Raw genomic sequence first — 12959 nt, forward strand, 5'->3', positions numbered from 1 at the left:
GCGTGAGGACCGAGCGCCCCGGCTCCGCCGGGCCCGGCCCCACGGGTCAGGAACGGCCGGCCGTGGCGAAGATCCAGCGGTTGGCCGCCAGGGCGTCGTCCGGCTCCGGGAGCGGTCCCCGGCCGTGGAGTGCGGTGAAGTCGTACGGGCGGTGCACGGCCACCCGCCAGCCGCGGTCGGCGAGGGCGCCGGCCGAGTCGGGGCGCGGCCCCGTGGCGAAGAGCCCCGGCAGGTCGATGCCGATCCGCTCGCGCGTCTCCGTGTAGACGGGGCCGCCGCGCACGCGCGGTGACTCGGCCGTCACCTCCTTGATCTCGTACGCCAGCGTGCTGCCGACGACGCTGAGCCGGTCCACGTCGTCGATCAGCCGCCGCTCGGCCTCGGCGGGGAGGTAGAGCAGCAGCCCCTCGGCGAGCCAGGCGGTCGGGGCGGACGGATCGAAGCCGGAACCGACGAGGGCCGCCGTCCAGTCCTGCCGCAGGTCGGCGGCGCACGGGCGGCGCTCGGCGACGGGCTCCGCCCCCGTGCCGTCGAGCACCGACTGCTTGAAGGCCAGCACACCGGCCGAGTCGATCTCGTGGACGACGGTCCCGGCGGGCCAGTCGAGCCGGAAGGCCCGGGAGTCCAGGCCCGCGCCGAGCAGCACCACCTGGCGCACGCCCGCCCGTGCGGACGCCAGCAGGTGGTCGTCCAGGACGCGGGTCCTCAGCCCGAAGTACCGGCCGAGCCTGCCCCACAGCGGGTCCGAGGCCCCGCCGGGGACCTCGTCGGGATGGAGCGGCCAGTCGGCGGTGTCGGGCGCCGCCCGGACGAAGGCGGCGGCGAACGGATCGCGGGCGAGGGCGTCGGGACGGTGGGTCTCGACGGCGCGGGCGGCGGCCACCAGCAGGGCGGTGCGGCCCACGCCCGCCGTCACCCCGGGGACCGGACCGGCTGCGGTACGCATGCCCCCTCCTCCCGTCGTCGCGGCCCCGCCACGGGGACGTCCCACGCGGACGGGTCGTCCGAGGCGGGGGTACGGGCGCCGTAGAGGACGCGCATGAACGCGAGGACCTCCTCGTACGGCAGGTGCAGGGCCGTGGTGCAGTCCGCCAGGACGGTGACGTGGAAGCCCTTCTGGAACGCGGTGCGGGCGGTGGAGTCCACGCACACGTCCGCGAACAGCCCCGCGAACACCAGGTGCTCGACGCCCCGGCCCCGCAGGTGCTCCTCGAAGCCGGCCGCGAGGAAGGCGTCGAAGCAGGCCCGCTTGGTGAAGACGGCCTCGCCGGCGGCGGGCAGGACGCGATGGAACTCCGCGCCCCAGGTTCCCTCCAGGCACTTCGGCGGCCTGCCCCGGCCCAGGTCCCGCAGCCGCCAGCTCGCCCCCTGGTGGACGGGGTCGCCGGTGAACCGCACGAACACCACCTCCACGCCCCGGCGCCGGGCCTCCCCGACCGCCGCGGCGGTCGAGGAGACGACGGCGTCCAGGACCGCGGGATCACCGCGGAACCGGGCCCTGGCCAGAGGGCTCGCGCAGAAGTCGTTCTGCAGGTCCACCACGACCAGGGCCGTGCGCTCTGACGCCGTCACGGGCCGCCCACCAGGGCCGCGTCGCGCCGGACGGTGCCCGGCCCGGAGACGTCGAGCACGTCGAGCAGGGCCTCGACCACCTCGCTCGTGGAGTGCCGGCCGCCGAGGTCGGGGGTGCGCACGCCCCGCTCGGCGAGGACCGCGAGCGCCGCCTCCACGACCGCCACGGCACCGGTGCACCCGGCGTGGTGCTCGGCGACGAGGGCGGCGGCCCGGATCGTGGCGACCGGGTTGACCAGGTTCCGGCCCGCCAGGTCGTCGGCTGAGCCGTGCACGGTCTGGTACTCCACCAGGCCCCGCAGCGCCGGATCGAGACAGACGTTCTCCGTGCAGCGGTTCTCCTGCCGGTCGGAGCCGTACCGGTCGAGGAGCACGACGTGCATGATGTCGGCCCACTCGTTCCCGGCGATCAGCAGGGTGCGGTCGGGCAGCCCGTGGGCGAGCAGGTCGCGGTTGACCGTGTCGGGCTGGAACACCTCGATCCGTACCCCGAACCGCTCCGACAGCTCGGCCACCCACGCGTCGAACGCCCCGTCGAGCAGATGGAACTTGTACGCCATGACGATCCGGCCGATCCGCCCGTCCGGCCAGGCGCGCCGGGCCCGTTCCAGGGCGTGCTCGACGACCGCGCCGGTGATCTCGCGGCTGAAGGACAGGGTGCGGGTGACCTCGCCCGCGGTGTGCGTGTTCTCGCCGGTGTAGAAGCCCTGGGCCTGGTCCCGGACCAGCAGCAGCGACCGCCCGTCGGCCTCCAGCAGATCGACCTTCACGGCGCGCAGCCTGCGCCGGACGAGGTACAGCGACTGGGCGTTGATCGCGGTGCGGAAGACGGCCGTGGTGCCGCGCTCGGCCAGATCCCGGCACCACGCCTCGTAGTGGTCGGCGTCCTCGGCGGTCAGTCGCCGCACGGCGGCGACGTCGTGGTCCCGGCGGAGCGAGACGTAGGAGTGGTACGGGCGCGGCGAGCGGACGACGTCCACGCCCTCGCCGCCCGGCCGCCCGGCGGCGAGGGCGTCCAGGACGCGCTCGAAGACGTCCGCCAGCTCCGGGCCCGTGCCCTGGCCCACGGCCAGGCCGACCACGGGCCGGGCCCCATCTGACGGGGAGGCCCCCGCCGCCTCCCGCCCGGTCCCTCCGATCATCGGGCGGTGCCGGAAACGAGGCGGTCACCGGCGATGCCCGCCTTCTCCGGGCGGTAGTAGTCCCGGATCGCGTCCGCCCACACGGCCACCGGGACGCGGTCGCCGTCGACCGGGCCCAGGACCTCGAACAGCGCCTCGATGTTGGGCCGGTCGAAGCCGATGGCGGTCATGAGGGCGAGGAAGTCGGGGCGGGCGACGAAGCCGTCGCCCCTCACGTCGCCCATCGTGGACAGCGCGTCGGCGAACTCGTCCACGGCGGCGTCGAACCGCCGCGGGTCGAGCACGACGGCGGTGAACTCCTCGGGGCTGACCCGCCCGTCGCCGTCGGCGTCCAGCTCGGACAGGAGCGTGTCCCCGTACCGGCGGAAGGCGTCGAGGAGCCGCGCCGCGGCCTTCTCACCGGCCGCCGGCAGCGCCGCGACGGTCCGCTTCCCCATCAGCTCGAAGTCGGACGGCTCCAGGTAGCCGTTCCCGTCGGCGTCGAAGAGCGAGAACACGAGTCGCACACGGTCGTTGGCCTCGGTGGTGGGCATGAGGAAGCACCCGGCTTTCGGTGAGGATGACGCCGGGAGACGTTCCCGGCCGTTGACCCACTATCGGGGTGCCGGAGGCCTTTCGGTGTACAAAAGCGGGGTGTTGTACACGATCGGAGGCAATTCGCCGGGCGGTGCATGACATGCCGGAAAGCTGGAAACCGGAGGCCGTTTTCTCCCGGCCTTCCTTCTGGCTTTCCTTCCGGTCTTCCGTGCGGCTTTTCTTCCGGCCGCCGACGGCGGAACGCCCGTTCCGGGCGGGCCGGAACGGGCGAAGGAGTGGAGAACGGGCCGGGAGGCGCGGTCAGTCGCGGTCGACTTCCTGGCGGAGGACCCGTCGCTCGGTGGTGGAGACCTCGTACGTCGTCTTGTCCCAGCTGCTGGTGTCGACGACGTCCACCGACCAGGCGTCGTCGTCCAGCTCCACGGCCGTGACGGTGCCCTTGTCGTCCTGGGTGGCCGTCTGGACCGCCTGCTCCGGTGTGACGGTGGTCCGCTTCAGCCGGTCGGCCAGCTCCTGCTTGTCCTCGGCGTCCTGGTCCGCGTCCGGCCGGTCGCTGATGACCTTGCCGCTGACGCCGTCGACCCAGACGTCGTGGAGGGTGCCGTCCGCCGTGGCGACGCTCGTGTGCCACGCCGGCGTCCGGGCCCCCGCGCCCTCCGACGGGCTCGCGGAGGCGGACGCGCCGGGGCTCACGGACGGGGAGGCGGACGCGGTGGCGCTGCCGCTCGCGGTGGCGTTCGGCGGCGCCCAGGCGAGCTCGGTCTCGACCAGCTTGCCCTGGGGGACGGTGGCCACGGCGGTCTGCACGGCCTTGTCCCAGGTGACCTTCGTGGCCGGGACGAGGCGCTGGCGCTCCGCCTGGTCGTCGGTGAGCCGCGGCGAAGCGGACCCGGAGGGAGAGGCGGACGCGGAGCCCGTCGCCGTCGGACCGCCGGTGGCCGTGGTCTGGGCCGGTGCGATACGGGCGGAGGTCGTGGTGGTCTCCTTCTGCTCGGAGCCGCAGGCGGCGAGCAGAAGGGCGCAGGACGCGGCGAGGCAGGCGACGGCCGGGCCGCGCAGTCGATGTCGCAGAGAGGTGCTCATGCGTCCATTCCTGACCGGGCTCCCCCGCTCCGTGACACGCCGGGCCGCGCAACCACCCGATCGCGGCCCTCCGCCGGTCCGGACGGGGGAACCGACCTGGCGCCCCCGTCCGGACCGGACCCCGCTTCACTCGTCGGACGACAGGCCGTCCCCGTTCGTGTAGCGGATCCGCGCCCACAGCGGCAGGCCGAACCAGCAGACCAGGTACCAGGCGACCACCCCGGACACCAGCCACGGCACGTAGCCGTCGTGCGTGGCCACGCGCAGAATCAGGAAGAGCGCCGAGACCAGCGTCGCGAGCAGCAGGATGAGACCGAGGAACGTGAGCCGGGACGCCCAGACGACCGCCTGGGGCTTGATGCGGCGCCCCGACACGATGCGGTGGAAGGCCACGGGCCCGATGAGGGCGCCGGTCGCCAGCGAACCGAGCACGACGGTGACGATGTAGATCGTCTTGTCGGTCTGTTCCAGGCCCTGGAAGTGCGGTGTGAACACCACGGTGAGCAGGAAGCCCAGGAGGATCTGCACACCGGTCTGGGCGACCCTGATCTCCTGTATGAGTTCGGTCCAGCGCCGGTCCGCCCGCTCCTCGGGCGTCTCGCTTCTTCTGGTCCGCCGGTCGCTCTCGGGTATCTCGTCCTCAACCATGGCGTCCTCTTTCCCGCAGGTCCGCATCCCATCCGCCCCGAGTTTCCCTTTTCCCAGGGTGCGCGCCGTCCGCCGTTCCGGCCCGGTGGGGAAGCCGCTTCCGGCACGGCGGACGACGGCGGGCACGCGCGCGTGAAGGCGTGCGATCACCGGAGGGCCTGCGTAGCCTGGGAGCCACCCCGGGGGTGCCCGGGGGAGGACGGGCTGCTCCACGCCGCCGCAAGACGCCGGAGAAAAAGCCGCGGAGATCGTGTGTCGACGTACGAGGATGTCCTGGGCGATCTGCTGGCCCGTTCCCACCTGCGGTCCGGGCGGGAGCTCGCGGGCCTCGTCCAGGACGCGGGCCGCCGCATGGGGTTCCGGGGGACGGCCATGTACGTCACCGACCTCCAGCAGATCCGGCTGATCGCCCTGCCCCAGCCGGACGTCGCCCATCAGCCGACGCTCGACGTGGACACCTCCCTCGCGGGCCTGGCCTACCGCACGCAGCAGGCGCAGCGGTCGAGGGACGGCGCCACCGCCTGGCTTCCGATGATCGACGGGGTCGAGCGCATCGGCGTCCTGATGGTGACGGCGCCCGACCTGGACGACGCCCTGCTCGGACGCGGCGAGACGCTCGCCGGGGTCGCCGCCCTCCTCGTGGTGTCGAAGTCCTCCCACAGCGACCTGTTGGTCGAGACGGAACGCGCGCGTCCGATGACGGTGCAGGCCGAGCTGCTGTGGGCCTTCCTGCCGCCCCGGACCATCGGTACGACGGAGGTCACCTCCTCGGCGGTCCTCGAACCCGCGTACGACATCGGTGGCGACACCTTCGACCACACCCTGGACGACCGCGGCCTGCACCTGACCGTCATCGACTCCATGGGCCACGACCTCGCCTCCGGCGGAGCCAGCGCGGCCGGACTCGCCGCCTGCCGGGCGGCCCGCCGCTCCGGCGGCTCGCTGACCGACATCGTCACCTCGATCGACCGGATCCTCGACACCTGGTTCACCGACCGCCTCATGACCGCCGTCGTCGCCCATCTGGACACCGCCGACGGACGGCTGACCTGGATCAACTGCGGGCATCCGCCGCCCCTGCTGATCCGCCACGGCAGGGTCCTCCCGCTGGTCCTCGACCGGGAGCCCGACCTCCCGCTCGGCTGGGGGTTCCTCAGGGAGACGCCGCCCACCGAGCACACCGCGCGCCTCCAGCCCGGCGACCGGATCCTCCTCTACAGCGACGGCGTCACCGAGGCGCGTTCGCCCGGCGGGGACTTCTACGGAGAGGAGCGGCTGGCCGACACCGTCATCCGCGCCACGGCGGCCGGCGCTCCCGCCCCCGAAGCCCTTCGCCGCCTGGTCCAGGGACTGCGGCAGCACCAGGTCCACAAGCTGCGCGACGACGCCACCATCCTGCTCACCGAGTGGCACCCGAGCGGACGCGGCCGGGGAGCACGCCCGGACGCGGCGGAAGAAAGCGATCGGGCCCCGGGCGCGAGTGATCGCCCGGGACGCGGGTAGGCGCGGCTTCGACAGCGAGACCACGGCGAACCGTCAGGAGGGTTCATGAGCACACCCCCGAACGATCCCGTCCCTCCGAGTCCCACGCCCCCGCCGGGCCCGGGGCCCGCCCCCGGGCCGGGACCGCTGCCGGGCCCGGGCCCCGGGCCCGGCGGACCGGACCCCGTTCCGCCCGCGCCGCCCCAGCCGGAGCCGGACCCACCGGCCCCGACACCGCCCCCGGAGCCCTTCCCGCAGCCCGGCCCGCTGCCCCCGCCGGGCCCCGGCCCGGAACCGGTGACCTGAGCGTCCCGCACACGCGTCGGCCCCCGCCCGTGAGAGAGGGCGGGGGCCGACGCGTGTGCGGGACGGACCCGGCGCACGTACAGGACAGAAGCGACGCGTGTACGGGGCGCGCCGGCGCGCGTCCGGCTCAGCCGGTGCCGAGCGGCGGGACCCGCTCGGACGGCGGAGGCGGCCCGGGCGGCGTCCCGTCGCCGAACGGACGCCCGCCCAGCTCCTCCCGCCCGTGCGCCGAGAGCCAGTTCCGGGGGTCCGGGCCCAGGGGGACGATCCCCGTCGGATTGATGTCGCGGTGGACGACGTAGTAGTGCCTCTTGATCTGTTCGAAGTCGATCGTGTCGCCGAAACCGGGCGTCTGGAACAGGTCCCGCGCGTACCCCCACAGCGCCGGAAGCTCGGTCAGCTTCCGCCGGTTGCACTTGAAGTGGCCGTGGTAGACGGCGTCGAACCGCACGAGGGTCGTGAAGAGGCGGACGTCGGCCTCCGTGATCGTGTCCCCGACCAGATAGCGCCGGTTCCCAAGCCGCTCCTCCAGCCACTCCAGCCGGTCCCACAGCCTCCGGTACGCCTTGTCGTACGCCTCCTGGCTGCTCGCGAAACCGCACTTGTACACACCGTTGTTGACGTCCCGGTACACCTTCTCGGCCACGTCGTCGATCTCGTCCCGCCACTTCTCCGGGTAGAGCTCCGGCGCGCCCTCCCGCTGATGGGCCGTCCACTGACTGCCCAGGTCGAGCGTGATCCGCGCGAAGTCGTTGGTCACCACCGCCCCGGTGGGGACGTCGACGATCGCGGGCACGGTGATCCCGCGCGCGTAGCCGGGGTCCCGCCGGAAGAACGCCTCCTGGAGCCGTTCGATGCCGAGGACCGGGTCCCTGCCGTCCGGGTCCAGGTGGAAGGACCAGCTGCGCTCGTCGTGCACGGGCCCCGCGATGCCCATCGACAGGACGTCCTCCAGGCCCACGAGGCGCCGGACGATCGCGGCCCGGTTCGCCCACGGGCACGCGCGGGCGATGACCAGCCGGTACCGTCCGGGCTCCACGGGAAACCCGTCCCGGCCGTCGGCCGTGATCCGTGTCGTCAGGTAGTTCCGGTCGCGCTCGTACTCACCGTCGCCAGCCATGACCACGAGCGTAACCCGCCCCGTACGACTCCGCCCGCGATCAGCCGCCGCCGCCCGGGGCCCCGGACGCCGCGCGCAGCACCGGCATCATCGTCTCGACCTCGGCGTCCCCCGCCAGGTGGTCGAGGACCATCCGGTTGATCCGCTCCGGCTGTTCCAGCGGCACCAGGTGGGAGGCGCCGGGCACCACGGCCAGCCGCGCCCCCGGGATCGCCCGGTAGAGGGCGGCGGTGTGTTCCAGCGTCATCAGATCGTCGTCGCCGGCCACGACCAGGGTGGGAGCCCGTACGCACCCCAGGTCCTCGGGGGAGAGCGTCGGCTGGGTCCGCCACATGTCGACCACCTTGGCCGCCACCACCGGCCAGTGGTCCGCCCCGTCCGGCGCGACGGCCGCGTACATCTCGCGGAAGAACTCCATGTCCGGGCTGTCGGGCGTCATCGCGTCCAGCATCGCCGGATCGGTGAAGCACTCGGGACCGGGACGGAAGTTCGCCCCGATCACCACCACCCTGCGGACCAGGTCGGGCCGGGCGGCGGCGACGAGCAGCGCGACGACACCGCCGTCGCTCCACCCGACCAGATGCGCCGGGCCCCCGACCACCCGTTCCAGGAACGCCGCCGTGTCGTCCGCCATGTCCCGGTACGACAGCGGTCCGGCCACATCGGGGGTGTGCCCGTGCGCGCGCCGCTCGGGCAGGAAGAGGCGGTACGCGCCGGCGAGGTCGGGACGCTGGGCGCCCCACGTCTCGTTGGTGCAGAAGCCGCCGTGCAGCAGGACCAGCGGGTCGCCGTCGCCCTCGGTCTCGTACCAGGTCCTGACCCCAGGAAGGTCAGCGTATGCGCCCATCGTCCCAGACCCTCTCCAGGTTCGCCCCCTGCCCCCGCCCAGTCTCCGCCGGGCTCCGGAGGGCCGCAAACGGTGATCCGCGCCGGCCGCGCGATGCCCACCGGCCGGCGTTCGAACGCACCGCGGGGGTTCGAACGGAGAAGACGGGGCACCCGGTCATTCCGATCCGAGAGGGGTGAAGGGGCATGAGCACAGGGGGGTCGACCACGGCCGTCGCGAGAAGAGCGGCCCGTGGGGACGTGGTACGAGCGGGCGCCCGGGCGGGCTTCGTCGCGCGCGGAGTCCTGTACCTGCTCATCGGGGTGCTGGCCGTCCGCATCGGGCTGACCGGCACGGGCGAGCAGGCCGACAAGGGCGGTGCCCTCGCGCAGGTCGCCGGGACGCCGTTCGGAGCGGTGATCCTCTGGGCCCTGGGCATCGGGCTCGTCGGGATGGCGCTGTGGCGCCTCTCGGAGGCCCTGTTCGGAGGCGCGGGGCCGAAGGGCGACAAGCCGGCCAAGCGGGCCGTGTCCGCCGCCCGGTTCGTCTTCTACGCCGTCTCGTCCTTCTTCGTCCTGTCCTTCGCGGCGGGGAACCGGGACAGCGGCGCCGGCGCGACCGACCGGCAGAGCCACGACATCACCGGCCGTCTCCTCGACCTGCCGGCGGGGCAGTGGCTGGTCGGCGCGGCGGCCGTGGGCTTCCTGGGCGCGGGCCTGTGGATGGGCGGCCGGGCCGTGATGCGGAAGTACCGCAAGCGCCTGACGTGGGCCACGATGTCCGCGCACCAGCGGCGCTTCATGGACGTGACCGGCATCGCCGGGGGCGTCGGACGCGGACTCGTCTTCGCGGCCATCGGCTTCTTCGGTCTGAAGGCGGCGATCGAGTTCGACCCGGACGAGGCCAAGGGCATGGACGACGCGATCCGCTCGTTCGCGCAGACCCCCGCCGGCCCGTGGCTGCTGGTCGCCGTGGCCGCCGGACTCGTCCTCTTCGGGGTCTTCTCCTTCGGCCAGGCGAAGTGGCGCGACGTCTGATCCGCCGGCCGCGAACCGGACGCCCCGCACGCGCACGCGTGCGGGGCGTTTCCACGGCCGCGGCTCACTTGCCGTAGCGGCCGGTGTCCACCTCCCAGCGGTGGTAGCCGGCGATCCAGGCGGCGAGCCCGTCGACGTACCGGCGGGCGGCCTCGTGCCCGGCCGGGGAGAGGCCGAGGAGGTCGCAGATTTCGGGGACCTCGGCGGAAAGGCCCACGAAGCGGTCGACCATCGCCTGGGCCTCGCGCATCACCCGGGCGGCCGCCTCCTCGGGGGAGCCCCCGGTCTCCTCGCGGACGATCATCACCATGTTGGCGACGTCGCCCCGCGCGAGCTCCTGCGCGTACGAGTGCACGTCATTGGTGAACGACGGTATGTCGGCCGCCAGTTGGCGCATCAGGCGGAGGGTCGGATGGTGCAGCACCTCCTGCGGCACCTCGAACCGGTTCAGCCGCTCGACCATGTCGAAGAGCGTCTCCATGGCGGCCGTGCCCCGGCGGAGCGCCAGATAGCCCTCCCGGTCCGGGAGCCGACCGGAGAGCCGGCCGGCGGCCTCGGCCGGGTGGCAGGCGAAGTACCACTCCCAGTTGTAGGCGCTCCTGGCCCGCCACCGGGCGGACATGCCGTGCGCGCTGCGCTCCCAGAGGTCGGCGAAGGCCCGCTCCACGGGGGTGCGGGCGCCGGGCGCGGGGCCGTCCCCGTGCAGGAGGGCCGTCAACCGGGCGCAGACCTCCGCCACCCGCGCGGGGGCCCGGCCGAGACCGCTGTCGAACCCGTCGTCGAAGAGGAAGTAGAAGCCGAGCAGGTCCGCGGCGAGGGCCAGGTCGCCGGTGGCGCAGTCGGGACTGGTCAACGCGGCGAGCCGCGGTACGTCCCACCGGTCGTAGACCGCCCGGTCGACGGCCCCGGCGAGCCCCTCGTGGCGCCGCAGCCACTCCCGGTGGAGCAGGGCGGCGGCCTCCCGGTCCGGATGACTGTGCGGCGGGAAGGGAAGGTCGAGCACTGCGGCATGGAACACGGGCACCCCCAGAGCATCGGGCCCGGGTGCCCCCAACGCCCCCCGGCGCGATCGAAGATTACTTGAACTGATCACTAACTACCAGGAATAACAAGGGGATCGAATCCGGACCCCCCTGGCCGCGGACCGGTCGGCGGCCGTGGCGACGACCGACCGGGGTGGTCGGCGACGATCCGTTCCGCGCGGCCGGCCGCCGCCCCCGGAGCCCGGCCCGGACCTGTCCGAGACCCGCCCCCGGCCCCTCACGTAGAGTGGGGTCCGGGCCGTGACTGGCGCTTGAGGTGGATCACCACCGGGGAGCGGCCCGGCGGAGCGCGCCCACCGGCGCGATCGTGCCGAATGCCGTGCGCCTGGGCGAACCATTCGGTCAGAGACGACGCCCGGGAGTTGCCATGTCCACCAGCACCGCCGCCCTCATGGACGGTACGGCCCTCGCCCGCCGCACGGTCGAGGAGACCGCCGCCCGCGCCGCCGAGGTCACCCGCCGCACCGGCGTCACCCCCTGTCTCGCGACCGTCCTGGTCGGCGAGGACCCGGCCTCCGTGACGTACGTGAAGATGAAGCGGAACCGCTGCGCGCAGGCCGGGATCCGCTCCCAGCACGTCGAGCTGCCCGCCACCACGACGACCGAGGAACTGGTCGCCGCGATCACCGCCCTCTCCCTGGACCCCGAGGTCCACGGCATCCTCCTCCAGCACCCCGTCGGCCCCCACATCGACGAGCGCGCCGCCTTCGAGGCCATCGCCCCGGAGAAGGACGTCGACGGCGTCACCATGGCCTCCTTCGCCGCCATGGGCTTCGGCCTCCCCGGCTTCGTCTCCTGCACGCCCGGCGGCATCATGCGCCTCCTCGACGCGTACGACGTCGAACTGAGCGGCAAGCGGGCCGTCGTGGTCGGTCGCAGCGCCATCCTCGGCAAGCCGGCCGGTCTGCTCCTCCTCGGCCGCGACGCCACCGTCACCTACTGCCACTCCCGCACCCGGGACCTCTCCTCGGTCGTCCGCGAGGCCGACGTCCTCGTCGCCGCCGTCGGCAGGCCGAACTTCATCAAGGGCGAGGACATCAAGCCCGGTGCCGTCGTCGTCGACGCCGGCTACAACCCGGGCAACGTCGGTGACGTCGACTTCGCGTCGGCCGCCGAGCGCGCCTCCCTCATCACCCCGGTCCCCGGTGGTGTCGGCCCCATGACCATCGCCGTGCTCCTCGCCCAGACGGTCGAGGGCGCCGAGCGCCAGCTGGGCCTGTAGGACGACCGTGACGGAGAGGCGGCAGGGCGCGCGTACGACGGTCCGCACCGTGCTGTCCGGACGGCGCCCGGCCGACGGGGAGAGCCCGCGGCGCGATCGCCGCCCGGCGCCGCGCCGCGCCGGCCGGTTCGGCACGCCGCTCGTCCCGCTGCTCACGGCCGCCCTGGTGGCGACCGCCTTCCTGTCCGTCCGGGACGACGGCGGCAACGACGGGACCCCGACGGACGCGCCGCTCTCCGCCGTCACCGAGGCCGTCGGCCCCGACGCCGCCCCTCCCACGACCGGTGACCCGGCGCCCGGCGCGTCCGGCACGGCCGGAGCCGCCGACATGCCCGCGCCCGGTACGACGGGGGACGGCGCGCCGACCACCGCGGGCACGCGGGGCGGCACGCCGACGCGTACGGAGCCCGGGGAGCGGGCCCCGCGCACGAGCACGTCCCCGACGCCGCCCAGGACCGGGAACACCGCCTCCACCGGAACCGCCCCGGCCCCCTCCGGGAGTCCGAAGGGCGAACGGCGCACCGAGCGGCCCGTCTCCTTCGAGGCGCTGCGCGTGGGCGACTGCTTCGACATCGACCGCGACGCGCCGGGCACCGCCGTCCGCCGCCCCTGCGACACGCCGCACTCCGCCGAACTCGTCGCCCGGCCCCGGCTGACCGGCCGCTACGCCACGGACCGGGCGGTGAAGGAGGCGGCCGCGGAGCTCTGCCGCGAACCGCTGCGCCGCAAGGCGGCCCGGCAGCCGCTCGGCACGCGCTGGACGACCTTCGTCCAGTACCCGTACCGGACGAGCCACCTCCTCGGCTCGGACACCGTCGCCTGCAGCCTGGCCGCCCCCTCCGCCGTCGGAGGGAGGATCAGCCACCGGCTCAGGTGACGTGCCACCGGCTCAGGCGGCACCTCACCGGTGCGGGTGGTACTCCGCCGGTACGGTGACGTCC

13 protein-coding genes and 1 riboswitch are annotated in these 12959 nt (G+C 74.0%); of the genes, 4 read left to right on the forward strand and 9 right to left on the reverse strand.

The window, feature by feature from the left end:
- Positions 1 to 46: 46 nt before the first annotated feature.
- From CP977_RS32240 to CP977_RS32265, 6 genes are all read right to left on the reverse strand, one after another.
- On the reverse strand, positions 47 to 946 hold the full coding sequence (locus tag CP977_RS32240; protein ID WP_152371342.1) for an SAM-dependent methyltransferase: 900 nt from the start codon (positions 944 to 946) through the stop codon (positions 47 to 49).
- Positions 913 to 1572 (reverse strand): cysteine hydrolase family protein, encoded by a 660-nt coding sequence (locus tag CP977_RS32245; RefSeq protein WP_079131518.1) that lies wholly within the window; start codon positions 1570 to 1572, stop codon positions 913 to 915. The genes CP977_RS32240 and CP977_RS32245 overlap by 34 nt, the downstream gene beginning before the upstream one ends.
- Positions 1569 to 2714: an isocitrate/isopropylmalate family dehydrogenase gene (locus CP977_RS32250; RefSeq protein ID WP_062760055.1), complete on the reverse strand. Its 1146-nt coding sequence runs from the start codon at positions 2712 to 2714 to the stop codon at positions 1569 to 1571. Before CP977_RS32250 ends, CP977_RS32245 begins: the two co-directional genes overlap by 4 nt.
- Positions 2711 to 3247, reverse strand: coding sequence for an EF-hand domain-containing protein (locus CP977_RS35590; protein ID WP_152371343.1), 537 nt, complete (start codon positions 3245 to 3247; stop codon positions 2711 to 2713). Before CP977_RS35590 ends, CP977_RS32250 begins: the two co-directional genes overlap by 4 nt.
- A 304-nt stretch (positions 3248 to 3551) precedes the next feature.
- Positions 3552 to 4334, reverse strand: coding sequence for a PepSY domain-containing protein (locus CP977_RS32260; protein WP_062760057.1), 783 nt, complete (start codon positions 4332 to 4334; stop codon positions 3552 to 3554).
- Positions 4335 to 4460: 126 nt separating this feature from the next.
- The gene (locus CP977_RS32265; protein ID WP_062760058.1) at positions 4461 to 4982 is read right to left on the reverse strand and encodes a DUF6328 family protein; all 522 of its coding nucleotides are present in this window, start codon (positions 4980 to 4982) and stop codon (positions 4461 to 4463) included.
- Positions 4983 to 5234: 252 nt separating this feature from the next.
- Between CP977_RS32265 and CP977_RS32270 the strand changes: the two genes are divergently transcribed.
- Positions 5235 to 6485, forward strand: coding sequence for a PP2C family protein-serine/threonine phosphatase (locus CP977_RS32270; protein WP_229991443.1), 1251 nt, complete (start codon positions 5235 to 5237; stop codon positions 6483 to 6485).
- A 412-nt stretch (positions 6486 to 6897) separates the two neighbouring features.
- Here the strand turns inward: CP977_RS32270 and CP977_RS32280 are convergent, their stop codons facing one another.
- Positions 6898 to 7890, reverse strand: coding sequence for a glutathione S-transferase family protein (locus CP977_RS32280; protein ID WP_062760487.1), 993 nt, complete (start codon positions 7888 to 7890; stop codon positions 6898 to 6900).
- 40 nt (positions 7891 to 7930) lie between these two features.
- A complete protein-coding gene (locus CP977_RS32285) occupies positions 7931 to 8737 on the reverse strand; it encodes an alpha/beta fold hydrolase (RefSeq protein ID WP_152371344.1) in 807 nt (268 codons plus the stop codon).
- A 185-nt stretch (positions 8738 to 8922) separates the two neighbouring features.
- On the opposite strand from CP977_RS32285, the gene CP977_RS32290 reads away from it, so the two are divergent.
- Positions 8923 to 9753 (forward strand): DUF1206 domain-containing protein, encoded by an 831-nt coding sequence (locus tag CP977_RS32290; protein WP_062760060.1) that lies wholly within the window; start codon positions 8923 to 8925, stop codon positions 9751 to 9753.
- A gap of 64 nt (positions 9754 to 9817) precedes the next feature.
- Here CP977_RS32290 and CP977_RS32295 read toward each other — a convergent pair whose 3' ends face one another.
- Entirely contained in the window at positions 9818 to 10756 is a 939-nt protein-coding gene (locus CP977_RS32295) for a terpene synthase family protein (RefSeq protein ID WP_152371345.1), read from the reverse strand.
- Between the two features lie 270 nt (positions 10757 to 11026).
- Positions 11027 to 11134: riboswitch (ZMP/ZTP riboswitch) on the forward strand.
- Between the two features lie 29 nt (positions 11135 to 11163).
- Here CP977_RS32295 and CP977_RS32300 point away from each other — a divergent pair.
- Positions 11164 to 12018 (forward strand): bifunctional 5,10-methylenetetrahydrofolate dehydrogenase/5,10-methenyltetrahydrofolate cyclohydrolase, encoded by an 855-nt coding sequence (locus CP977_RS32300; RefSeq protein ID WP_062760062.1) that lies wholly within the window; start codon positions 11164 to 11166, stop codon positions 12016 to 12018.
- Between the two features lie 7 nt (positions 12019 to 12025).
- Positions 12026 to 12895, forward strand: coding sequence for a hypothetical protein (locus tag CP977_RS32305; protein ID WP_152371346.1), 870 nt, complete (start codon positions 12026 to 12028; stop codon positions 12893 to 12895).
- The last annotated feature ends 64 nt before the right edge of the window (positions 12896 to 12959 follow it).

Origin of the sequence: Streptomyces cinereoruber (genome assembly GCF_009299385.1) — a bacterium.
GTDB classification, from domain to species: domain Bacteria; phylum Actinomycetota; class Actinomycetes; order Streptomycetales; family Streptomycetaceae; genus Streptomyces; species Streptomyces bikiniensis.